Annotated in this window: 24 protein-coding genes; 15 read left to right on the plus strand and 9 right to left on the minus strand. The window is 72.8% G+C overall.

Annotation, left to right across the window (positions count from 1 at the left end):
• The first annotated feature begins 258 nt into the window (after positions 1-258).
• The 5 genes from ABTW72_RS32305 to ABTW72_RS32325 all read left to right on the plus strand — a co-directional run bounded on the left by ABTW72_RS32305 (position 259) and on the right by ABTW72_RS32325 (position 3,446).
• On the plus strand, positions 259-849 hold the full coding sequence (locus tag ABTW72_RS32305) for a TIGR03086 family metal-binding protein (protein ID WP_350865585.1): 591 nt from the start codon (positions 259-261) through the stop codon (positions 847-849).
• A 355-nt stretch (positions 850-1,204) separates the two neighbouring features.
• Positions 1,205-1,837: a LysE family transporter gene (locus ABTW72_RS32310; protein WP_350865588.1), complete on the plus strand. Its 633-nt coding sequence runs from the start codon at positions 1,205-1,207 to the stop codon at positions 1,835-1,837.
• A gap of 141 nt (positions 1,838-1,978) precedes the next feature.
• Positions 1,979-2,626: an acVLRF1 family peptidyl-tRNA hydrolase gene (locus ABTW72_RS32315; protein WP_350865590.1), complete on the plus strand. Its 648-nt coding sequence runs from the start codon at positions 1,979-1,981 to the stop codon at positions 2,624-2,626.
• A 94-nt stretch (positions 2,627-2,720) separates the two neighbouring features.
• On the plus strand, positions 2,721-3,020 hold the full coding sequence (locus tag ABTW72_RS32320) for a muconolactone Delta-isomerase family protein (RefSeq protein WP_091405207.1): 300 nt from the start codon (positions 2,721-2,723) through the stop codon (positions 3,018-3,020).
• 66 nt (positions 3,021-3,086) lie between these two features.
• Positions 3,087-3,446: a YybH family protein gene (locus ABTW72_RS32325; RefSeq protein ID WP_350865593.1), complete on the plus strand. Its 360-nt coding sequence runs from the start codon at positions 3,087-3,089 to the stop codon at positions 3,444-3,446.
• Between the two features lie 102 nt (positions 3,447-3,548).
• Here ABTW72_RS32325 and ypfJ read toward each other — a convergent pair whose 3' ends face one another.
• A complete protein-coding gene (ypfJ, locus tag ABTW72_RS32330; RefSeq protein WP_350865596.1) occupies positions 3,549-4,472 on the minus strand; it encodes a KPN_02809 family neutral zinc metallopeptidase in 924 nt (307 codons plus the stop codon).
• Between the two features lie 263 nt (positions 4,473-4,735).
• On the opposite strand from ypfJ, the gene ABTW72_RS32335 reads away from it, so the two are divergent.
• Complete coding sequence (locus ABTW72_RS32335) at positions 4,736-6,340, plus strand: ABC-F family ATP-binding cassette domain-containing protein (protein ID WP_091403713.1); 1,605 nt, start codon at positions 4,736-4,738, stop codon at positions 6,338-6,340.
• Between the two features lie 21 nt (positions 6,341-6,361).
• Here ABTW72_RS32335 and ABTW72_RS32340 read toward each other — a convergent pair whose 3' ends face one another.
• A complete protein-coding gene (locus ABTW72_RS32340) occupies positions 6,362-6,961 on the minus strand; it encodes a cadmium resistance transporter (RefSeq protein WP_350865598.1) in 600 nt (199 codons plus the stop codon).
• A gap of 216 nt (positions 6,962-7,177) precedes the next feature.
• On the opposite strand from ABTW72_RS32340, the gene ABTW72_RS32345 reads away from it, so the two are divergent.
• The 3 genes from ABTW72_RS32345 to ABTW72_RS32355 all read left to right on the plus strand — a co-directional run bounded on the left by ABTW72_RS32345 (position 7,178) and on the right by ABTW72_RS32355 (position 10,310).
• Entirely contained in the window at positions 7,178-7,405 is a 228-nt protein-coding gene (locus ABTW72_RS32345) for a helix-turn-helix domain-containing protein (RefSeq protein WP_007462679.1), read from the plus strand.
• Positions 7,406-7,451: 46 nt separating this feature from the next.
• A complete protein-coding gene (locus ABTW72_RS32350; protein ID WP_091403716.1) occupies positions 7,452-8,219 on the plus strand; it encodes an enoyl-CoA hydratase/isomerase family protein in 768 nt (255 codons plus the stop codon).
• Positions 8,220-8,333: 114 nt separating this feature from the next.
• The gene (locus ABTW72_RS32355; RefSeq protein WP_350865653.1) at positions 8,334-10,310 is read left to right on the plus strand and encodes an ABC transporter ATP-binding protein; all 1,977 of its coding nucleotides are present in this window, start codon (positions 8,334-8,336) and stop codon (positions 10,308-10,310) included.
• Between the two features lie 9 nt (positions 10,311-10,319).
• Here ABTW72_RS32355 and mug read toward each other — a convergent pair whose 3' ends face one another.
• The 6 genes from mug to ABTW72_RS32385 all read right to left on the minus strand — a co-directional run bounded on the left by mug (position 10,320) and on the right by ABTW72_RS32385 (position 14,632).
• Complete coding sequence (mug, locus tag ABTW72_RS32360) at positions 10,320-10,946, minus strand: G/U mismatch-specific DNA glycosylase (protein ID WP_350865601.1); 627 nt, start codon at positions 10,944-10,946, stop codon at positions 10,320-10,322.
• The gene (locus tag ABTW72_RS32365; RefSeq protein WP_350865603.1) at positions 10,943-11,704 is read right to left on the minus strand and encodes an SDR family oxidoreductase; all 762 of its coding nucleotides are present in this window, start codon (positions 11,702-11,704) and stop codon (positions 10,943-10,945) included. The genes mug and ABTW72_RS32365 overlap by 4 nt, the downstream gene beginning before the upstream one ends.
• On the minus strand, positions 11,689-12,234 hold the full coding sequence (locus tag ABTW72_RS32370; protein ID WP_350865606.1) for an SCO6045 C-terminal-like domain-containing protein: 546 nt from the start codon (positions 12,232-12,234) through the stop codon (positions 11,689-11,691). Before ABTW72_RS32370 ends, ABTW72_RS32365 begins: the two co-directional genes overlap by 16 nt.
• Complete coding sequence (locus tag ABTW72_RS32375) at positions 12,231-13,049, minus strand: MbnB/TglH/ChrH family RiPP precursor modification enzyme (RefSeq protein ID WP_350865609.1); 819 nt, start codon at positions 13,047-13,049, stop codon at positions 12,231-12,233. Before ABTW72_RS32375 ends, ABTW72_RS32370 begins: the two co-directional genes overlap by 4 nt.
• Entirely contained in the window at positions 13,046-13,978 is a 933-nt protein-coding gene (locus ABTW72_RS32380) for a TIGR04222 domain-containing membrane protein (RefSeq protein ID WP_350865611.1), read from the minus strand. The genes ABTW72_RS32375 and ABTW72_RS32380 overlap by 4 nt, the downstream gene beginning before the upstream one ends.
• Positions 13,979-14,059: 81 nt before the next feature.
• Entirely contained in the window at positions 14,060-14,632 is a 573-nt protein-coding gene (locus ABTW72_RS32385; RefSeq protein ID WP_030337284.1) for a TetR/AcrR family transcriptional regulator, read from the minus strand.
• Positions 14,633-14,709: 77 nt separating this feature from the next.
• Here ABTW72_RS32385 and ABTW72_RS32390 point away from each other — a divergent pair, with 77 nt between their 5' ends.
• The 3 genes from ABTW72_RS32390 (at position 14,710) to ABTW72_RS32400 (ending at position 17,421) form a co-directional block, all read left to right on the plus strand.
• Positions 14,710-15,570, plus strand: coding sequence for a carbon-nitrogen hydrolase family protein (locus ABTW72_RS32390; protein WP_350865615.1), 861 nt, complete (start codon positions 14,710-14,712; stop codon positions 15,568-15,570).
• A gap of 65 nt (positions 15,571-15,635) precedes the next feature.
• Positions 15,636-16,280 (plus strand): HAD family hydrolase, encoded by a 645-nt coding sequence (locus ABTW72_RS32395; RefSeq protein WP_350865618.1) that lies wholly within the window; start codon positions 15,636-15,638, stop codon positions 16,278-16,280.
• Positions 16,281-16,491: 211 nt separating this feature from the next.
• Positions 16,492-17,421: a serine protein kinase RIO gene (locus ABTW72_RS32400; RefSeq protein WP_350865621.1), complete on the plus strand. Its 930-nt coding sequence runs from the start codon at positions 16,492-16,494 to the stop codon at positions 17,419-17,421.
• Positions 17,422-17,465: 44 nt separating this feature from the next.
• Here the strand turns inward: ABTW72_RS32400 and ABTW72_RS32405 are convergent, their stop codons facing one another.
• Entirely contained in the window at positions 17,466-17,714 is a 249-nt protein-coding gene (locus tag ABTW72_RS32405; RefSeq protein WP_091403743.1) for a DUF2630 family protein, read from the minus strand.
• 444 nt (positions 17,715-18,158) lie between these two features.
• Here ABTW72_RS32405 and ABTW72_RS32410 point away from each other — a divergent pair, with 444 nt between their 5' ends.
• From ABTW72_RS32410 to ABTW72_RS32420, 3 genes are read left to right on the plus strand one after another with little or no spacing between them, the layout of a single operon-like run.
• The gene (locus tag ABTW72_RS32410) at positions 18,159-19,496 is read left to right on the plus strand and encodes a cytochrome P450 (RefSeq protein WP_350865656.1); all 1,338 of its coding nucleotides are present in this window, start codon (positions 18,159-18,161) and stop codon (positions 19,494-19,496) included.
• On the plus strand, positions 19,493-20,410 hold the full coding sequence (locus tag ABTW72_RS32415) for a terpene synthase family protein (protein ID WP_350865624.1): 918 nt from the start codon (positions 19,493-19,495) through the stop codon (positions 20,408-20,410). The genes ABTW72_RS32410 and ABTW72_RS32415 overlap by 4 nt, the downstream gene beginning before the upstream one ends.
• Positions 20,403-22,019 carry a prenyltransferase/squalene oxidase repeat-containing protein gene (locus ABTW72_RS32420; protein ID WP_350865627.1) on the plus strand — a complete coding sequence of 539 codons (1,617 nt, stop codon included), beginning with the start codon at positions 20,403-20,405 and terminating at the stop codon, positions 22,017-22,019. The genes ABTW72_RS32415 and ABTW72_RS32420 overlap by 8 nt, the downstream gene beginning before the upstream one ends.
• Positions 22,020-22,095 lie beyond the last annotated feature (76 nt).

Consider the following 22,095-nt stretch of genomic DNA (forward strand, 5'->3'; position numbering starts at 1 on the left):
CAACTCGATGCGGTAGCGGACCAGCCGACCCTGCTCGTCGACTGTCGCGGTGAACGGCACCGCCCCGGCCCGGTCACCGAGCACGCCGCCGACCGCGGTACCCGCACGGGTACCGCGCTCGACGCGTTCCAGGCCCACACGAAAGTAGTGGAACGGATCGTTCCGGTCTGCTAGGCTGGGTTCATCAAACGGAGCGGAATATTCCGCTCCGAAGGCGAGCGGGGAAGCTCGCTGGAAGCCGGCAGAGAGGGCAGGACGATGAGCGAGATGGCAGCGGGTCAGTGGCGGACCGTGCTCGAAGAGGCTCACCAGGCGCTTCGGACGGCAGCCGACGGGGTTCCGGCCGACGCCTGGGAGCGGCCCACCCCGTGCGAGCGGTGGAACGTCACCCAGGTGCTTCAGCACGCGGTCGGCGACCAGCTCGCCTTCGCGGCGGCGATCGACGGCGGGCCGGGGCCGACGGAGGACCCGTTCGCGCCCTCCGGACGGGTCGACGGCGACAAGCTCGCCGGCCTGCGCGCCGCCCTCGACGCGTCCGCCCGCGCCTGGAAGGGTGTCGCCGACGATGCCCCGGAGGTGCCCACGCCGCTGCCCCAGGGCAAGCTGCCAGCCGAGATCGGAGCCGTAGCGTGCGCCCTGGACGCGGCAGTGCACGCCTGGGACATCGCGGTGGCCACCGGCCAACCGTCCCCACTCGACGCCGAACTGGCCCGCCCCCTGCTGGTGGTGGCCCGGCAGATCGTCGAGCCGCTGCGGGCCTACGGCGCGTACGCCCCGGCGATCGACCCCGCTCCAGAGGCCGACGAGGTCGCCGCCCTGCTCTCCTATCTCGGTCGCGACCCCCGGTGACCGCCTGAAGCTCGGCTCTGGCCGGTCGGCCGACCCCCGAACAACCCAAGATCGCGCTCGATCATTGATGTAGTGGCCTCGGTGCGTCGCCGAGACCACTACATCCTGCTTCGAGCACGATCTTGGCGCGGGGCGCGGGGCGCGGGGCGCGGGGCGCGGGGCGCGGGGCGCGGGGCGCGGGGCGCGGGGCGCGGGGCGCGGGGCGCGGGGAAAATCGGTGGCGAGGGTGCGGGTCCGGCGCGGAGGATGCGCCTGTGATTGAGGCGTACCCGAAGCAGGTTCCTGTCCGCGCGGCGACTGCCGTGCGTCGACAGCGGCCGCTCCGGGGACGAACCTCGACCCGCCGCCGACGTCCATGACCGGGGCGTTCCTCGCCGGTCTGGTGGCCGGCTACGGCGTCGCCATTCCGGTCGGCGCGATCGCGATTCTCATTCTGGGGCTCACCGCCCGTACCTCGTTTCGGGTGGGCGCGGCCGCAGCGCTCGCGGTGGCGACGGCCGACGGGCTCTACGCGGTGGTGGCCGTGCTCGGTGGCGCCGGCCTGGCCGGAATCATCGCGCCGGTCGCCGGGCCACTGCGGGTGGTCGCCGCCGTGGTTCTGCTGGGTCTCGCCGGGCACGGCCTGTGGCGGACGTGGTCCGCGCACCGCTCGCAGCGGCCGCCGACGGCACGCGACGGTGGGGGCATGAGCACTCCCGGGCGGGCCTACGCGGCGCTGCTCGGGTTGACCCTGCTGAACCCGATGACGGTGCTCTACTTCACCGCGCTGGTGCTCGGCCGCCGGGACACGGCCGACTCGGGCGTGGTCCCGGTGGTGCTCTTCGTGGCCGGGGTGTTCCTGGCGTCGGCGAGTTGGCAACTGGTCATCGCCGGCGGTGGCACGGTGGTCGGCCGGGCGCTGACCGGGCGGCGTGGCCGGCTGATCACCGGCCTGGTCTCCAGCGCGCTGATCGCCGCGCTGGCGGTGGCCGCGCTACTGCCAGGCTGAACGGTCACGGCAGCCATCCGGCGGCTGACCCACCCGGCCCGGCGCCCGACCGCGCCCGGTCGCGGTGTCGGCTGGTGTTCCGGGCCGGGTCCGGGGCCGCCCGGGGGCCCGGGTGGGTTCGCTGTGCCGTACGGTCGGGCGATGACCAGTCGACCCGCAGCCGGCGGAGGCCGGTGGGTCGAGGTCGACCCGGCCCGCGTCGGCCGCTGGGTCGAGGGCTTCGCCGACCGGCACGGTCCGCCCACCACCAGCGCCCAGGAGTACGGCCTACTGCTCGCCGCCCCGGACGGGGCAACCGCTGAGCTGTACGCCCCACCGGGTGCGCCGGCCGGCGTGGATGTGGCCGGGTTCGTGGCCGCCGCCGTCATGCCCCGCCGGATCGGCCTGCTGCTGGCCCGCAAGGGCGCTGTGGCGCTCGGGGTGGCCGAGGGCGCCGACCTCGTCGTCTCCAAGGTGGACACCCGGTACGTGCAGGGGCGCACCGCTGCGGGGGGATGGTCGCAGCACCGGTTCGCCCGCCGGCGCGACAACCAGGCGAAGGCTGCGCTGGGCGACGCGGCGGACCTGGCCGTACGGCTGCTGTTGCCGGAGGCGGCGACACTCGCCTCGCTGGTCTGCGGCGGTGACCGGCGGGCGGTGGACGGGGTGCTGGCCGACCGGCGGTTGGCCCCGCTCGTGCCGTTGCGGGCGGAGCGGCTGCTCGACGTGCCGGAGCCCCGGCACGCGGTGCTGGTCGCGGCGGTGGGTGCGGCCCGGGCGGTACGGATCCTGGTGCGCGACCCCGACTGACCCGGCCTTCACCGGCGGCGTCGGCGGGGAGACGATCGCCACGCAAAACGGGGTTCGCGGCGTGCTGCCCGGCTGGCCGCCCGAGGATGGACGCGTGGAGTTTCTGGTTGACATGGTGACGACGGTGCCGCAGGGAACATCGGAGGACGGCGTCGCCGACATGCGCGCGCGAGAGGCGGCGCGTTCGGCCGAGCTGACGGCCCAGGGCAGTCTCCTGCGGCTGTGGCGGCCCCCGCTGGCGCCGGGGGAGTGGCGTACGTGGGGGCTGTTCCAGGCCGCCGACGCCGATGAGCTGGAAGCCGTGCTCGCGTCGATGCCGCTGCGCGCCTGGCGGCGCGAGACCGTGACGCCGTTGACGCCGCACCCGAACGACCCGGGTCAGCCGCCTCGCTGAGCCTGCGAGAGCACGAGGGCTCGACAGTCACGCAACGGGGCACGTCCGTCCAGCAGGGAGATCATCATGTCCGAGGTGCAGATTCTGCGTACCGTCCTCGACCGGTGGAAATCGGCGGTCGACGCCCACGAGCCCGATCGGGTCGCGGCGTGCTTCACCGACGACGCGATCTTTCAGGGGTTGCAGCCGTACACGGTGGGTCCTGCTGGCATCGCCGGGTACTACGCCGGACAGCCGCTCGGCCTGACCGCCGCGTACGACATCCGGGAGATCCGCCGTCTCGCCGATGACGTGGTCCTCGGCTACCTGGAGGTGGAGTTCGGCTTCACCGACCGGCCGGCCCTGACCGTCAACCTCGCCGTGCTCCTGCGGCGGGTCGACGACGACTGGCTCATCGGCCACTACCAGGTCTCGCGGCTCACCTGACCGGTCCCACCCGCGTCGATCATGGAGTTGTGGTGGTGGACAAAGCGCACGACCCCCGTTAACCCGGGCACCACAACCCCATGATCGACCCTGACGGGCGGGTCAGAGCTGGTCGGTGCCGAAGGTGTCGCAGGTCTTCGGGTCGCCGCGGTCGTAGCCCTGGTTGAACCAGCGCTTGCGCTGCTCGGACGTGCCGTGGGTGAACTGGTCGGGGTTGACCCGCCCGCCGGAGCGCTCCTGGATGCTGTCGTCGCCGATCGCCTCGGCGGCGTCGATGGCCTGGCTGATGTCGGCCTCGGTGATCGACGTGAACAGCGGCTGCTGGCCGGTCCTGTCCTTGCTCTCGGTGGCGTGCCTGGCCCAGGCGCCGGCGTAGCAGTCGGCCTGCAACTCCAGCCGCACGGAGGCCGAGCGGGGTCCGCTCTGGTCGCCCTGGCCGGCCTTCGCGTTGGTGCCGAGCAGGTTCTGGACGTGGTGGCCGTACTCGTGGGCGAGCACGTACGGCTGGGCGAACTCGCCCTTCGCCCCGAAGCGGGACGCCAGCTCGTCGTAGAAGCTCAGGTCGATGTACACCTTCCGGTCCGCGGGGCAGTAGAACGGGCCGACACCCGAGTCGGCCTGCCCGCAGCCGGTGTTCACGGCCGCCTGGAAGAAGTTGGTGGTGGTGACCTCGTAGTCGCTTCTGCCCAGTTCGGGGTACGCCTTCTTCCAGTAGTCCTGGATGCTGTTGACGTAGAGCAGGTTGCGGCAGCGTGCGTCGTCGAGACGGTCGGGGTTCGCGGTGGAGCACAACTGCTCCAGGTCGGTGCCGCCGGCCTGCCCGCCCTCGTCGCCGTTGGTCATGGCGTTGAGGCCGAACCCGCCGCCGAGCAGGGCGACGAGGACGGCCACCACGATGCCGATGATGCCGCCGCGGCCCCCGCCGCCGGGGATGGGGATGCCGAAGCCGCCGCCCGACCCGCCGCTACCCCGGCCCAGGTCGTTGGCCTGGGAGGTGTCGAGCTCGGCCCGCTCGTTGAGTTCCATGGGTGACCCCGATCGCCGTATGCCGGTGAGTGTCGTTTGTGTGTCGTTTCGTCCTTCAAGTGCCGGACGGGGTCCGGACAGGCGTTCCGATACCCGATGATCTTGATCGGTAATCCGGGCGGGCCGTCCGGCGGCGCCCGGTACACTTGTCAGGTGCTGCGCTGCGAAGGCTGAACCGCCCCGCGCCGTCGGGCCCCTTGAGCCCGCCGGCCGTTTCGCGTGCCCCGAGTCAGCCTTCCAACCCCGAGAGCGAGCCCGCAAACATGATCACTGCCACCGGCCTGGAACTGCGTGCCGGTTCCCGGATCCTGCTGTCCGACACCACCCTGCGCGTGCAGCCCGGTGATCGGATCGGCCTGGTCGGTCGCAACGGCGCCGGCAAGACCACCACGCTGAAGGTGCTCGCCGGCGAGGGGCAGCCGTACGGCGGCCAGATCGACCAGCGCAGCGCCATCGGCTACCTCCCGCAGGACCCGCGCACGGGTGACCTGGAGGTCACCGGCCGCGACCGGGTGCTCTCCGCCCGCGGCCTGGACGTGCTGATGGCGCAGATGCAGGAGGTCGAGGCCCGCCTCGCCGAGGACGCCAACGACAAGCTGGTCCGTCGGTACGGCGCGCTGGAGGACCAGTTCGCCGCGCTCGGCGGGTACGCGGCCGAGGCTGAGGCCGCGCGGATCTGCGCCAACCTCGGCCTGCCGGACCGGGCGCTCGCGCAGACCATCGGCACTCTCTCCGGTGGTCAGCGTCGTCGCATCGAGCTGGCCCGGATCCTGTTCCGCGACGCGGGCGAGAACGGCGGCGGCATCCTGCTGCTCGACGAGCCCACCAACCACCTCGACGCCGACTCGATCACCTGGTTGCGGGGCTTCCTCGCCAACCACAAGGGCGGCCTGATCGTGATCTCCCACGACGGCGCGCTGCTGGAGTCGGTGGTCAACAAGGTCTGGTTCCTCGACGCCACCCGGTCGGTCATCGACGTGTACAACCTGGGCTGGAAGGCGTACCTGGAGGCGCGCGAGACCGACGAGCGACGCCGCCGCCGGGAGCGGGCCAACGCGGAGAAGAAGGCCGGCGCGCTGATGGCGCAGGCCGACAAGATGCGGGCCAAGGCCACCAAGACCGTGGCCGCGCAGAACATGGCCCGCCGTGCCGAGAAGCTGATCTCCGGCCTGGAGGAGGTGCGGGTCGCCGACCGGGTGGCCAAGGTGCGTTTCCCCAGCCCCGCGCCGTGCGGCAAGACCCCGCTCACAGCGACCGGTCTCTCCAAGTCGTACGGATCGCTGGAGATCTTCACCGACGTCAACGTGGCGGTGGACCGGGGCTCCCGGGTGGCCATCCTCGGGCTGAACGGCGCCGGCAAGACGACCCTGCTGCGGATGCTCGGCGGGCTGCTCAGCCCGGACACCGGCGAGGTGCACGCGGGGCACGGCCTGCGGCTGGGCTACTACGCCCAGGAGCACGAGACGCTGGACGTGGAGCGGACGGTGCTGGAGAACATGCGCGCCGCCGCCGTCGAGCAGTCCGACACCGACCTGCGCAAGATCCTTGGCGCGTTCCTGTTCTCGGGTGACGACGTGAACAAGCCGGCCGGTGTGCTCTCCGGCGGCGAGAAGACCCGGCTGGCCCTGTCCACTCTGGTCTGTTCCGGCGCCAACGTGCTGTTGCTCGACGAGCCGACGAACAACCTCGACCCGGTCAGCCGGGAGCAGGTGCTCGACGCCATCGCCAACTACCCGGGCGCGATCGTCCTGGTCACCCACGACCCGGGTGCGGTGCTGGCGCTCAAGCCGGACCGGGCCATCCTGCTGCCCGACGGCGACGAGGACGCGTGGAGCGACGACCTGCTCGAACTGGTCGAGCTGGCCTGACCGAGGCTGCTCGGCTGGCCCTCAGCCGAGCAGGTCGACCAGTCGGCCGAGCACGCCGGAGCTGACCAGGATCACCAGCCCGATGGCGATGAAGATCGTCGGCACCAGCCAGGCGCCGGCGCGCTCGACCAGCCGGACCACCCTCCAGTGCCCGCCCAGCCACGCCCCGACCACGCACCAGAGCGCGATCAGCAGCACGAAGACCAGCAGGAACATCGCGCTGTCGGCCACACCGAGGGCCCGGAAGACGGGTACGTAGACCGCGACGTTGTCGGCGCCGTTCGCGATCGTCACCCCGGCCACGCCGAGCGCTCCGGTGACGACCGCCGGTGCCTCGTCGTCGCCCGAACTCCGCAGTGCGCGTACGCCGAGCGCGATCGGCAGCAGGCCGAGCAGCCCCGTCCACGGGTCGGGCACCACCAGGAGTCCACCCGCGATCACCGCGCTGGCCAACGCGAGCGCGCCGATGCCGAGGTATTGTCCGGCGACAATGTGCCAGGTGCGGGGTTGGCCGGTGGTGCGGGCCGCGACGAAGAACAGCGTCAGGATGACGATGTCGTCGATGTCGGTGGCGGCGAAGACCACGGCCGCCGCGCCGGCGGTGCTCAACAGGTCGATCACGACCGAAGGCTACGGGCCGCCGGCAGCCGCCAACTCCCGGCGGTGGTACGCCCGGCCGCCACGGCGGGCCGGATCGCCAGGATCACTCTATCGGGAAGCTGACATTGCATAGCGTGTCGGTTGGCGAAGAGTTGATATCTGGCGCATGATCGTTCGAGGCGGTCTAATAGGTGGGACCGTATCCGAACCGCACAGTCTGGGACGTGAGGACACAGCATGGCAGCCACTGGCACAGCCACCAGCACTGAGAAGGGTCGCCGGATCGTCGGAGCCGAGCGTCAGACGCTCGCCAAGGACCTGGTAAAGCGGTACACCTCGGGGGAGAGCATCCGCGCGTTGGCGGCCTCGACGGGCCGTTCCTACGGGTTCATCCACCGAGTGCTCACCGAGTCCGGCGTGCAGCTGCGTCAGCGCGGTGGCGCCCGGCGCCGCAAGAAGGCGTGACCCGCCCCTCAGCGTCGTCCACCAGCGCCGCGCCCCGGGACGTCCGGTGACCGCCGAGGCGACCGGGGTTCGGCTGACTTGCGACGGGCCGGTCGCCACGGTGACGTTGTGCCGGCCCGACGTGCTCAATGCCCAGACGCCCGCGATGTGGCAGGCGATGAGCGACTTCTCCCGCGACCTGCCCGGCGACGTGCGGGTGGTGGTGGTCCGCGGCGAGGGGCGCGCGTTCTCGGCCGGCCTCGATCTCGCGGTGGCGGGCGCCTCCGGCCCGGGGTCCTTCGCTGAGCTGGCCACGCTGCCCGAGCAGGAGTGCGCCGAGCGCATCGCGGAGTTCCAGGCCGGTTTCACCTGGCTGCACCGGCCGGATGTCGTCTCCGTCGCGGCCGTACAGGGCCACGCGATCGGTGCCGGCTTCCAGCTCGCGCTCGCCTGTGACCTGCGAGTGCTGTCCGCGGACGCGAAGTTGTCGATGGCCGAGGTGACCCTCGGCCTGGTGCCCGACCTGGCCGGCACGAAACGCCTCGTCGAGTTGGTCGGATATTCGCGGGCGTTGGAGATCTGTGCGACGGGCCGCCGGCTGGACGCCGCCGAGGCGGACCGGATCGGGCTGGCCACCCTGGTCGTACCCCCGGCCGAGCTGGACGGCGCGGTGCGGGACCTGACCGCCGGCCTGCTCTCCGGGGCCCGCGACGCGGTGGTGGAGATCAAGGCGTTGCTCGCCGGTGCCGGCGGGCGGTCACACGCCGACCAGCAGCGCGCCGAGCGGGAGGCACAGACCCGTCGGCTGCGTGACCTTGCCGGCAGGGGAGAATAGGTAAGGACCGCACGGGAAGATCCGGGTTACGACCGAGGTTGTCACACTCGTCGGGAGAATTGACCTGACGGTGCGGTCCGCCCGGCAACCCGGAGGTGAGCGATGTCCAACCCGATGTCCGGCGGTGGCATGGCCGGGTGGAGCATGCTCCGGTCGATGCGCAACCGCGACGAGGTCTCCACCCACCGTCTCAAGCGCGGGGTGGCCCGCCGCATCGTCGCTTTCGCCCAGCCCTACCGGCGCGACATCGTCGTCTTCCTGGCCACCGTGGTGTTGGCCGCCATCATCGGCGTGGCCACTCCGGTGCTTGCCGGTGATGTGATCAACGCGATCAACCGGGGTGGCACCGAGGCCGGCCGGCTCGTGGTGCGGCTGGCCCTGTTCATCGCCGCGCTGGCCGTCGCCGACGCGCTGCTGTCGCTGGCCCAACGGTGGTATTCCGCCCGCATCGGCGAGGGCATCATCCTCAACCTGCGCACCCGGGTCTACGACCACGTGCAGCGGATGCCGTTGCAGTTCTTCACCCGTACCCAGACCGGTGCGCTGGTCAGCAGGCTCAACAACGACGTGCTCGGTGCCCAGCGGGCGTTCACCTCCACCCTGTCCGGTGTGGTCAGCAACGTCATCCAGCTGGTGCTCACCGCGGCGGTGATGTTCACCCTCTCCTGGCAGATCACCGCGCTCTCACTGGTGCTGCTGCCGATCTTCATCATTCCGGCCCGCCGGGTCGGTCGACGGCTGGCCGACATCACCCGCGAGGCGTACAACCTCGACGCCAAGATGAACGCGACCATGACCGAGCGGTTCGGGGTGGCCGGCGCGCTGCTGGTGAAGCTCTTCGGCCAGCCCGAGATCGAGGCCCGCAGGTTCGCCGACCGGGCCGAGCGGGTCCGCGACATCGGCATCCAGTCCGCGATGTACTCCCGCACGTTCTTCGTGGCGATGCTGCTGGTCGCCTCACTGGCGCAGGCGCTGACCTACGGTCTCGGCGGCTGGCTCGCGGTGACCGGCGGCGTCAGCGCCGGCACCGTGGTGACGCTCGCGCTGCTGCTCACCCGCCTGTACGGGCCGCTCACGGCACTCTCCAACGTGCGGGTGGACGTGATGAGCGCGCTGGTCTCCTTCGACCGGGTCTTCGAGGTGCTCGACCTCAAGCCGGGCATCGTGGAGAAGCCCGACGCGGTGCCGGTGCCCCAGGGCGCCGGCCGGGTCGACTTCCGCGACGTGCGTTTCCGCTACCCGAGCGCCGCCGAGATCTCCCTCGCCTCCCTGGAGGAGGTCGCCACGCTCGACCGGACCGTCAACGAGCCGGTGCTCAAGGGGGTCTCGTTCAGCGTCGAGCCGGGGCAGATGGTCGCGCTGGTCGGCCCGTCCGGGGCGGGCAAGTCGACACTGTCGATGCTCATCTCCCGGATCTACGACGTCAGCGACGGGCAGGTGCTCGTCGGCGGGGTGGACGTGCGCGACGCGACGCTCGCCTCCCTGCGCGACGAGATCGGTGTGGTCACTCAGGATTCGCACCTGTTCCACGAGACGATCGCCGAGAATCTGCGCTACGCCAAGCCGGACGCCACCGACGACGAGATCTGGGCCGCCCTGGCCGGCGCCCAGGTGGCCGATCTGGTCCGGTCGCTGCCCGACGGTCTGGACACCACGGTGGGGGAGCGCGGCTACCGGTTCTCCGGCGGCGAGAAGCAACGCATCGCGATCGCGCGGCTGCTGCTCAAGGCACCGTCGATCGTGATCCTCGACGAGGCGACCGCACACCTGGATTCGGAGAGCGAGGCGGCGGTGCAGCGGGCGCTGTCGGTGGCGCTGGCCGGGCGTACCGCCCTGGTGATCGCGCACCGGCTCTCCACAGTGCGCGACGCGGACCAGATCCTGGTCTTGGACGGTGGGCGGATCGTCGAGCGGGGGCGGCACGAGGAGTTGGTCGCGGTCGGTGGGCTCTATGCCGAGCTGTACCGCACCCAGTTCGCGGTCGCCGACTCGCCCACCCCGTTCGTCGACGCGACCGGTCCCGAGCCGGTGGTCATGCCGCTGGGCACCTACCGCGCCGACGAGGTGCTGCCGCCCGCCGCCGCCAACTGACCGAGTCGATCATCCGTCGGGTGGTCCGGCGGGCCGACGGTCCGGCAGATCGGTTGCCGCCCGCAACTCGGCGAACGCCAGGCCCAGGGTGACCGGGGTGAAGTGCGCGTTCAGGCCGCTCGGGTTGGGCAGCACCCACAGCCGGGCGTCGGCCAGCGATTCCGGCTGCGGCCCGAAGGTGGCCTTGGGCCGCTGAAAACCGATCCGGTACGCGGTCACCCCCACCACGGCCACCCAGCGCGGCCGGTACCGGGCCACCTTGTCGGTCAGGATCGCCGCGCCGTCGAGGAGTTCCTCGGTGCTCAGCTCGTCCGCGCGGGCGCTGGCCCGGGCGGCCATGTTGGTGATGCCGAGCCCGAGCGCGGGCAGCTCGTCCTGTTCACTGGGGTGCAGCAGCCGGGGGGTGAACCCGCCCCGGTGCAGGGCGGGCCAGAACCGGTTGCCGGGTCGAGCGAAGTGCCAGCCCGTCGCCGCCGACCAGAGGCCCGGGTTGATGCCGACGAAGAGCACCGCCAGCCCTGGCGCGAGCACGTCGGGAATCGTCCGGTCCGCAGCCGCCGCCAAGTCCGTCCGGGTCGGCCGGACCGTCCCGGGCGGCGTCACGGCACGGGCGGGTCGGGTTCCGTCGGGGGTCACAGCCCGCGTAGCGCGCCGCCGTCGACCGGCAGGGTGATCCCGGTGAGGTAGCTCGCGGCGGGGGAGAGCACGAACGCGGCCACCCGGCCGAACTCGGCCGGGTCGCCGACGCGGCGCAGCGGGATGCCGGCCTCCGCCTCGGCGCGGGCACGCTCCGGGTCGCCGGTCGCTCCGAACAGCTCCCGGTTGCGATCGGTCATGATCCGGCCGGGCAACAGGCCGACCACCCGGACCCCCCGTGGGCCGTAGTCGTCGGCGATGTCCTTGGCGGCCCCGACCAGGCCGGGCCGCAGACCGTTGGAGATGCCGAGACCGGGCACCGGGCCACGCGCCGAGGTGGAGAGCACCAGCCCGATCGCGCCGCCCTCGGGCAGGGCGTTGGCGACCGTGCGTACGGCCCGGATGGTGCCCAGGAAGACGGTCTCGAAGGAGAGCCGCCACTGCTCGTCGGTGATCGCTGCGGCATTGCCCGGCGGTGGCCCACCGACCGAGATCAGCGCGCCGTCGAGGCGGCCGAAATGCTCCTGCGCGGCGGCGACGAGCTGCTCCGGGGTCTCCGGGTCGGCCAGGTCGGCGGTCAGTCCGACGGCGTGCTCCGGGCCACCCAGCTGCTGTGCGGCGGCGGCCACCGCGTCCGGGTCCCGGGCCGAGAGCACCACCCGCGCACCGTCGGCGACCAGGCACTGCGCGGTCGCGTAACCCAGGCCCCGGGAGGCACCGGTGAGGACGTACACGCGGTCGGTCAGTCCGAGATCCATAACTCCGATCCTGCCGCATCCGGTACTCCGTCGCCAGCACGGGTGGACACCCGTGGGGCAGGGCGCAGCAGGCGTACCCGGCCGGCGATCTGCACCGCGACGGCGCCGCCGGCGCGGCCCACCGCCGGCGCCCGGCGCGCACGCGGCGCCCGAACCCCGTCGTAGCGCAGGCGTGCCTCCCGGACGGCCAACTCCTCGGCGGCCGCCGGGGGGAGCGCCTGCTGCTCGTGCAGCGCCCGGGCCAGGTCCCAACCGTCGCGCAGAGACCCGGCGGTGGGGCGCCGGGCGGCCCAGTCGGCGAAGGTGGTCGACCACCTGGCACCGAGGCCGGCGGCGAGCAGCGGCCAGTGCCGGGCCACCTCGCCGGCCCGCTTGCGCAGGAGGGCCGCGCGGGTGGCGGCCAGCGGTCCCGGCGCGAACCCCGCCGGTGGCTCACCCCCGGCGACCAGCGCCGCGACCAGTTCCGCCTGCCGTTCGGCCAGCCCGGCTCGGGGCGTCGGCGCGGAGCCGCCGTCGGGTGTGCCCGTCATGTCACGGCCGGGAAGCCCGCGGCGGAGGCCAGGGCGTCCAGTTCGGCGCGGAGTTCGGCGGCCGGCGGATAGTGGCCGTCGCGCTCCAGCAGCAGCGCCGGTGGTCGCCGCCGGGCGCAGAGCGCGCCGACCAGCTCCAGCACCGCCGCTGGCACCGGGTCGGTGTGGGTGTCGTGGTAGAAACCGCCGTGCTCCGCGCCGCCGGCCACGTGGACGTACGCGACCCGCTCCAGCGGCAGGCGGTCCAGCAACGCCAGCGAGTCGGCGCCCCGGTTGCGGGCGTTGGCGTGCACGTTGGCCACGTCGAGCAGCAGCAGTGCCCCGGTCCGGTCGAGGATCTCGGTGAGGAAGTCCGCCTCGTCCAGTTCGTCGTCGGGCCAGTCGAGCAACGCGGCGATCGGCTCCAGCGCGATCGGCACCGGGAGCTCGGCCTGTGCCCGGGCCACGTTGGCGCAGACCGCGTCGACGGCTTCCCGGCTGCGTGGCAGCGGCAGCAGGTGGCCGGCCTCCAGGCCGCCGGCCCGGACGAACGCGATGTGCTCGCTGACCAGCGGGGCGTCCAGGCGTTGCGCCACGGCGGCCAGGTGGGCGATCCGGGCGGGGTCGACCGGCTCGGCGCCGCCGAGGGAGAGCCGCACCCCGTGCGGTACGACGGTCACCGCGCGGTCACGTAGCTGCGTCAGACCGGGCGGGAGCGGCCCGGAGGCGGGCACCCCCTCGGCCACCACCTCGACGAAGCGCAGGCCGGGCAACTCGGCCACGAAGCCGGCGATCTCCGGACGCCAGCCGATGCCGACCCCGGTCGGGCCGCTCATCCGCCGCACCCGCCGCCGCCCCCGCATCCGCCGCCTCCACCGCCGCAGGAGCTGCCGCCGTCCCCACCGGAGCTGTCGCCTCCGCCACCGGACGAGCCGTCTGACCCGCCCGTCCAGCCGCCGTTGCCGGAGAGGGCCTGGCGCTGAATCTCGGCCTGTTCGGCGAAACCCGGGTCGAGAGCCCAGAGCGAGGCGGTGCCGTACAGGGCCACGCCCATCGCCGCCCCGGCCGCTCCGTAGGTGGCGTAGGCGGGCGCCGAGGCCGGCGCGAGGTGGGTGTGTTCGCGGCGGACGGAGCGTAGGGCGGCACGGCCGGCCCGGGTGCGGACGGGTGCCCGGCCCAGCAGCAGTGCCGCGCCCAGGAAGGCCGCCAGGGTGAGCAGCAGGTAACCCACCGGGCGACCGCTGAACAGGCCGGAGATCAGCCGGAGCGCGCCGAGGCCCAGCAGGGCCAGCAGGATCTGGTTCCAGAAGCGGGCGCGGGCGCGTTGCGTGTCGTTCGTCAGCAGCCCGCGTTGCTCCAGGCCGTTGCGGATCTGGTCCAGCGCGGTGCGTACGCGCTCGTTCCGCGGCAGGTCCCGGACCCGGGAGTGCTGGTGGGCGGCCCAGTGGATGGCCTGGTCCAGTGGGGTGAGCCCGCTCGGCGGGGCACCGCCGGTGGTCAGCCGACGGTCCGGTCGCACGCCGATCGCGCCGCTGCCGCGCAGCCCGCCCAGCGCCGCGTGCACCGCGAGCTGCGGGCCACCGTTGAGGTACGCGACCTGCTGTGGTCCGAGTGGGTCGAGGGTGGTGTGCGCCGGGGCGGTCAGCAGGCGGATCCGGTAGTACGCCGCGATCGCCACGACCAGGATGGCCGCCGCGACGTAGTACCGGAGGAAGGTCGGGCCGGAGATGCCCCAGGTGTCGCCGGACGCGGCGTGGACGTTCATCGACTGCTCCTGTCACCGGAGGGATCGGCGGCCCCATTGTGGAGCAGCCTCGCCACGGGCGACCGACCGGTGCGCGAGCGGTCAGTGGCGGCGTACCGCCTCCTCGACGAGGTCGAGCACCGGGCCCAGGTCACCGGCCGGTCGACCCATGGCCAGGTGCAGCACCAGGCCGTCGTAGGCCAGCTCCAGGAACTGGGCCAGCACGTCGATCGGTACGTCCTCGCGCAGCACCCCGGCGTCGCGCTGGCGGGCCAGCCGGTCCCGGGTCGCCTCCGCGATCGCGGCGGACCGCTCGGCCCACCGCTTGGCGAACGCCGGGTCGGTGCGCAGCCGCCGGGAGACCTCCAGTTGACTGCCCAGCCAGCCGGTGGTGTCGGGGGAGACGGCGCGGGCGAGCAGATCGCGCATCACCTGCACCAGACCGTTGCGGGCCACCGTCTCGACCATCGCCGCGGCGTCGTCCTCGGCGACGGCGAGGAAGAGCGAGTCCTTGTCGCGGAAGTGGTGGAAGATCGCGCCACGGGACAGGCCGGTGGCCTCCTCGAGGCGGCGTACGGTCGCCCCCTCGTAGCCGAGCCGGGCGAAACACGCCCGGGCCGCGGCGAGGATCTCCTGCCGGCGAGCGTCGAGCTGGTCCTGGCTTACTCTGGGCACACGTCGATCGTTGCAGGTCACCCCGGGGCATGCAAACCGTACGTACGGCTTGGGACGTCGCCGTCTACCATCGCCCGGTGACTCAGCCCCGCACCCTGCCCAGCTCCCCGCTGACAGTGGCCACCGTCCAGGCCACCCCCACGCCGGGCGACGTCGCCGGCAACGCGGCCATGGCCGCCGACCTGGTCCGCCGAGCCGGCGAGCGGGGCGCCCGGGTGGCCGTCCTGCCGGAGCTTTTCCTCTGCGCGTACCACCCGCCGGTTCTCGCCGCCGACCCGGCCGGCACGGATGTCGCGGCCGATCCGGCCGGGATGGTCGCGGATCCCCGGCTCGACCCGCTGCGCACGGCGGCGCGCGAGGCCGGCGTCACCGCGCTGGTCGGCGCGGCCGCCCGGCACCCGGACCGTCGGCGGACCATCGCGGCGCTGGTGGTGGACCGGGCCGGCGACGTGCGGGTCGGGTACGACAAGCAGCAGTTGTGGGGCGACGAGCGGGAGCTGTTCACCCCCGGCGATCGGGGTGCCACGCTGCTCGTCGACGACTGGCGGCTCGGGCTGGGCATCTGCTACGACGGTTGTTTCCCCGAGCACGGCAGGGCCGCCGCTCTCGACGGCGCACACGCCTACCTGTGCCCCAGCGGATACCTGGCCGGCTCCGAGCACCGCCGGGATCTCTACTACGCCGCACGTGCCCTGGACAACACGATGTTCGTGGTCTTCGCCAACGCGGTCGGCGGTGCCGACCCGTGGCGGTTCAACGGCGGTGCGGCCATCTACGACCCCGAGGGGCGGGCGCTGGCTCGTGGGGCAGACGACGGCACGGCGGTGCTCGTGGCGACGCTGGATCCCGCCGTGCTCGCGGCCACCCGGGCGGCCCACTCGATGCTCGTCGATCGGCTGCCGGACCAGGGTGGCGCCCGGCTGTCGACGCCTGGCTGAACCCTTCGTCAGCTCGATACCCGCCGCATCTGTTGGCGGACACGTCGGTCCCGTAGGGTGCCCGAGTGCCACTGCTCCTGCTGGACCTGGACAACACCCTGCTGGATCGGGCCGGGCCGTTCCGCCGCTGGGGTGAGCGCTTCCTGGACAGCATCGGCGCGCCCCCCACCGACATCGACTGGCTGATCTCGATCGACGCCGACGGTCTGACCGACCGCTGGGACCTCGCCGACGCCATCAGGGACCGCTACGAGCTGCGCATCCCCTCGATCGACCTGGTCGAGGAGCTGCACGACGGGGTGGTGGCGCAGACCCGGCTCGACCCGCTGACCGCCTGCGCGCTGCGGATCGCCGACGACGCCGGCTGGGTGCCGGTGGTGGTCTGCAACGGCAGCGTTCGCGTCGAGGACGCCAAGATTCGCCAGACCGGGTTGGACCAGTACGTCGCGGACTGGGTGATCTCCGAGGAGGCCGGGGTCAGCAAACCCAACCCGAGAATCTTCGCGCTCGCCGCCCAGCGGGTCCGGATGCCGCTGCGGGGGGCGTGGGTGATCGGTGACAGCCCGGAGGCGGACATCGGCGGAGCCGCCGCCGTCGGGCTGCCCAGCGTCTGGCTGCACCGGGGGCGCACCTGGTCGGACGTCCGGTTCGCGCCGAGCCGCACCGTGGACGGGTTGATCGCCGCGGTCGCCACCGTCCTCGCCCGCTGAGGGTTTCCGCGCTGGTGGCCGTGCGTCCGAGCGGCGGTTCGGGTGGCGGCCCGGTAATTCGGTTGACCGGCTGACGTTGTCGTACGAGCATTGTCCGCGCATGGTGCATCCCGGGCGAGTGCCCGGTCGAGGAGAGGGGGTCGGTCATGGCCGTCTTTGCAGGTCGCTTCCAGCTGCCTATCTCAGCCTCGACCAAGGGAACCTCACCACAGTGCGCAATCATGACCTTCCGGCGCTCGAGCGCCGCCGCGGCAAGAGCCGCTTCGACGACGACGAACCGCAGTTTCTGAAGCGCGGGCGGCCCACCGAGCCGCTCGCAGACCCGGACAGCGAACCCGACCCGGACACCGGCGAGCGCTGGTCGTCCTGGGACGACGCCGTGCACGGGCCACAGCCGCACCCCGCCTGGCTGGTCACCGAGTTGGCCGCCAAGGACACCGAGCTGGGTGTGTTGAAGACCGGCAAGGAGGCGGACGTCCATCTTGTCCGTCGGGCCGTGCCGGACACCGACCGGTCCTGCCTGCTCGCGGTGAAACGCTACCGCGATCCCGAGCACCGGTTGTTCCACCGCGATGCCGGCTACCTGGAGGGCCGTCGGGTGCGCCGGTCCCGGGAGAACCGGGCGATGGCCGGCCGGACGGCGTTCGGCCGGCAGATGATCGCCGGGCAGTGGGCGGCGGCCGAGTTCGCCGCGCTCAGCCGGCTCTGGGAGATCGGCGCCGGGCACGACCGGATCGCCGTGCCGTACCCGGTGCAGCTGCGGGGCACCGAGCTGATGCTGGAGTTCGTCGGTGACGCCGAGTCGGGGGAGGCGGCACCCCGACTGGCCCAGCTGCGACCCGGCCCGACCGAGCTGCGTGACCTGTGGGCCCAACTGGTGGAGGCGCTGCGGGTGCTGGCGCGGGCCGGCTACGCGCACGGCGACCTGTCGCCGTACAACCTGCTCGTGCACCAGGGTCGGCTGGTCGTGATCGACCTGCCGCAGGTGGTCGACGTGGTGGCGAACCCACAGGGGCCGGAGTTCCTGGCCCGTGATGTGCGGGTGGTCGGCGCCTGGTTCGCGGCCCGGGGTCTGCCCGCCGAGCAGGTGGAACCCGGCCTGTTGACCGGAGAGCTGCTGCACGAGGCGGGCCTGCGCTGATCGGAGCGGGTCGGGCGGCCGGACCGCCCGACCCGCCACGTCGGCTATTGCAGGTAGCGCTCCACCTCGGGCTTGGGGCGTTCGCCCTGGGCGTCCGGGTCGCCGTGGGTCTCCCGGGCGGCCCGTCGGCGGCGCAGCAGGTCCCAGCACTGGTCGAGGGACTCCTCCAGGGCGCGCAGTCGCTCGCTGGCCTCGCCCTCGGTGCCCGACTCGTGGGCCTGGGCGTCGGCACGCAGCTTGTGTTCCTCGTCGACCAGCTCGGAGATCCGGTTCAGGATGGTCTTGTCGTCCATGCCACAGAGCCTGGCACAGGGTGCCGGGCATCGCCCGGATTCGGGGGTACCGGTGCGTCCCGGGTCACTGACCCGCACCGGCCAGCCTGACGCCGCCCGTCCGGTGCCGACGCCGAAGCCAGGTCGGCGGCACGCGCCCGTTCCGCCCATCGCGCCGAGTGTCGGCACGGTGGGCGTGGCGTCGTGCCTGAGTATCCATTCAGGAATCGAGCAAGATGAAAACATCGACGGGTGTGCCTGCTCTTAGATGGAAATTGCGCCGTCCGCAAGTCTGGAGGTGCCCCTCGATTGGTGAGATGCTTCCGTCGGCCCAGAAGGTGAAAGTTTCATCAACCTGCCCGACCGAAGTGGACCGCTGCGGTCGGCGGGACGACGAGGAGACGTGGTTCGATGTCGCAGGTGTCCGAGGCGCGCCCCGCCACTGTCAGTACCGAACCCCGGACAATCCCGTTACGACGCGCTCTGCCGGCACTGGTCCGCGATCCGCTGGGCGCGCTCGTCGACTTCGCCCAGGACGCCGACGGTGACGTCGTCCGGCTCAACCTCGGCTCGTTCCGCCCCTATCTGGTCAGCCATCCTGAGCACCTGCAACGCGTCCTGCGGGACAACGTTGCCAACTACACCCGGGACGGCGACGGGCTGCTCTGGCGACCCGTACGTCGAATCGTCGGTGACGCCATCCTGGTCGCCGAGGGTGAGATCTGGGAGTCCAGCCGAGGCGCGCTGCAACCGTTGTTCACCGCCAAGCGCGCCGAGACGCTCGTCGACAAGATGGCCGAGGCGATCAACGAGGCGGTCGACGAGTGGCTCGAACCGGCCCTCGCCGGGCGCCCGATCGACGGCGGTGCCGAGCTGACCCAGATCGTCCTGCGCACCACCATGCGGGTGCTCTTCGCCGACCGGATCTCGGTCCCCGATGCCCTACGGATCAGCGCCGCGCTGAACACCCTCACCACCGCGATGCTCCCCCGGCTGCTGATGCCCGCCGTGCCGTACGCGGTGCCGATGCCCGGCGACCGGCGCTTCCGCGACGCGGTGCGCGCCATCGACGAGGTGGTGCTGCCGATCATCCGGGAGGCTCGGGCCCACCCCACCGACGGCGACGACATCATCTCCACGCTCTGCCGGCCGCGCGCCGACGGCAGCGAACCCGACGAGTACGCGATCCGCGGCGACGTGGTCGCGATGTTCTCCACCGCCACCGAGACCACCATCGCCCTGCTCTCCTGGCTCTGGCCGGTCCTGGCGTCCCGGCCCGACGTGGCCGAGCGGATGACCGACGAGATCGAGCGGGTGGTCGGTGCCGAACGGGTCGGCCGCGAGCACCTGCCCCAGCTGCGCTACGGCCGGATGGTGCTCGACGAGATGCTGCGGCTCTACCCGGCCGGCTGGATGATCCCGCGCACCGCGGTCGACGACGACGTGCTGGGCGGAGTGCGGATCAAGGCGGGCGGCAGCGTGCTGGTCAGCCCGTACGTCACCCAGCGGATGTCGACGTTCTGGACCGACCCGGCGCTCTTCGACCCGGAGCGGTTCGCGCCGGAGCTGCCCCGGCGGCGCTACCGCTACTCCTACTTCCCGTTCGGCGGGGGCCCGCACCAGTGCCTCGGGCAGTACCTGTTCCTGCTGGAGGCGCAGCTCATCGTCAGCACCGTGCTGAGCCGCTACCGCTTCCGGCTGCGCGAGCCGGCCGACCTCACGCCCCGGATGGGCGCCTCGCTGCAACCGAAGCAGCGCGCCGAGGTCATCCTCACCCCGGTCGAGCGTCCGGTCGCATCGTGACGGAGACCCCGCGACCGGCGCGGGCCGGTCAGGACGCGGTCGCCGAGCAGGGCCGGGTGTGCGCGCTCGCCGTGCGCGGCGTACGCGACCTCCAGGACGTCACCGCCGCCCACCCGGAGCTGTTCGACGCCGCACCGTTCGACCCGGCGCTGCTCAGCTCGGTGGCCACCGTGGTCGCCTTCATCGCACCCTGGCACACCGCCGCCGAACTGCGGATCACCACCCGTACCGTGCTCTGGGTCTTCGCGGCCGACTGGCAGGTCGACTACCTCGCCCGGTCCGTGGACGACGTCCGGCAGGTGGTGACCGACTGCCTCGCGGTGGCCGACGGCGCGGTGCCCCCTCCGGGGCGACACCTGGCCCGGCTGCTGGCCGACCTGCGCGACGAGCTGGCCACCGTGCCGGCGTTCGCCCGGCTGCGCCCGATCTGGCGCGACGAGCTGGCCCGGATGCTCGCCGCCGCGGCTCGGGAGTGGGACTGGAAGAACCTCCCGACCGACCCGACCACCGGGCGACGCCTGCCGGACCTGGACCGCTACCTGGAGAACGCCGACAACTCCGGCAGCTCCTTCGTCAACATCACCCACTGGATCGCCACCGGCGACGAGAAGACCCTCGCCCAGTTGACCGACCTGCTGGACGCCGGACGTGGCGTACAGCGGGTACTGCGGCTGGTCAACGACCTCGCCACGCAGAAGCGCGACGCCGAGTGGGGTGACCTGAACGCCCTCTCGCTGGTCGACGACCCGGCGCAGGTGCACGACCGGCTGGCCGAGCTGACCGCCCGCTCCCGGGCGGACCTGGCCGTCCTCGCCGAGCGGTGCCCCCGCCAGGCGGACTACCTCAACCGGCAGATCTCCTTCACCGGCGGCTTCTACCAACTGTCGGACTTCTGGGGGGCGCGCGATGAGTGACGGCGCCACCCGGGTGCTCGCCGACGCGGAGACCACCGCCGACCCGGTCGCCGACGCCGCCCGCGAGTTGATCGCCGGCGTTGGCCTGCGGCCGTGGGGGCAGGTCGCCGCGTCGGTGTACGAGACCGGGCGGCTGGTCGCCGTCGCCCCCTGGCTGACCGGGCACGACCAGCGGATCGCGTTCCTGTTGCGCAGCCAGCGCCCGGACGGGGCGTGGGGTCCACCCGAGGGGTACGCCCTGGTGCCGACGCTGAGCGCCACCGACGCGCTGCTGGCGGCACTGGCCGACGGCAGGGCCGGGACGGAGCTGCTCGCTCCGGTGGCCCGTGGTCTCGGCGCGCTCGTCGGCACGCTGCTCCCCTGCGACGCCCGGACTCTGCCGGACACCCCCGCGCTGGATCTCATCGTCCCGGCGCTGGTCGACACGATCAACGACCGGCTCGCCGGGCTGGAGCCGGCCACCGCCGCCCGACTGCCCCGCCCGCCGTTGCCGCTGCCCACCGGGCTCAACCGGGATCGGCTACGCGCGGTGCGGTCCGCGGTGGCCGCCGGAGCGACGCTGCCACCGAAGCTGGCCCACTTCTACGAGATCCTGGACGCGGTACCCACCGACGCCGGCCCCACGCTCACCGCGGTCGGCGCCTCACCCGCCGCGACCGCGGCCTGGCTGACCGCGGCCGGCCCGGCCGCCGGCCCCGCCGCGCACGACTTCCTGCGGGCGTTGATCCGGGACGGAGGCGGCCCGGTGCCCTGCCCGGCACCGATCACCGTCTTCGAACGAGCCTGGGTACTGAGCGGCCTGAACCGGGCCGGGATCACGACCAACCCGCCGGCCGCCGTCCTGGAGAGCCTGACCGCTGCCACCGCCGGCCAGGGAATCGCCACCGGCGACGGCCTGCCGACCGACGCTGACACCACCGCGGTGTCCCTCGACGCGTTGGCCCGGCTCGGCCGTCCGGCGGACCCGGCCAGCCTGTGGGCGTACGAGACGGCTGACGGCTTCTGCACCTGGCCGGGGGAGGACGGCTTCTCGGTCACCACCAACGCCCACGTGCTGGACGCCTTCGGTCAGCACCTGGCCCGGCAACCGGAGGCGGGGGCGCGCTATCGACGGGCGGTCGACCGGCTGAGTGCGGTCCTGACCGGGCACCAGCGCGCGGACGGCGCCTGGCAGGACCGGTGGCACGCCTCGCCCTACTACGCCACCGCCTGCTGCGTGCTGGCACTGGCCGAGTTCGGGCGGGGTGCGGCCGCCGCCGAGGCGGTGGATCGCGCGGCCGGCTGGGTGTTGAGCAGCCAGCGCGCGGACGGTTCGTGGGGGCGGTGGGACGGCACCGCCGAGGAGACCGCGTACGCCCTCCAGGTGTTGCTGACGGTGCCGACGACGGTGCCGCGGGTCGACGACGCCGTGGCGCGTGGACACGCCTACCTGCACGAATCTGCCGGCCGGGAGCACCCTCCACTGTGGTATGGCAAGGAGCTGTACTGTCCGACCGTCATCGTTGACGCTGCGGTGCTCGCCGCCTGCCGGCTGACCAGCATCCGTGCCTCCGGCGTGGACCGATCGGTGGTGGATTGCGGTTACCGGTCAACAAAAACAGCAACTTGAGGGGTTGTGTCGACACTGCTAGCGTACGCAGAGCCTCAGCCCCGGATGCCCCGCTGCGGTGGGACGTCGCCCCCTC

It is taken from the genome of Micromonospora sp. NPDC127501, assembly GCF_040302185.1.
Lineage (GTDB): Bacteria > Actinomycetota > Actinomycetes > Mycobacteriales > Micromonosporaceae > Micromonospora.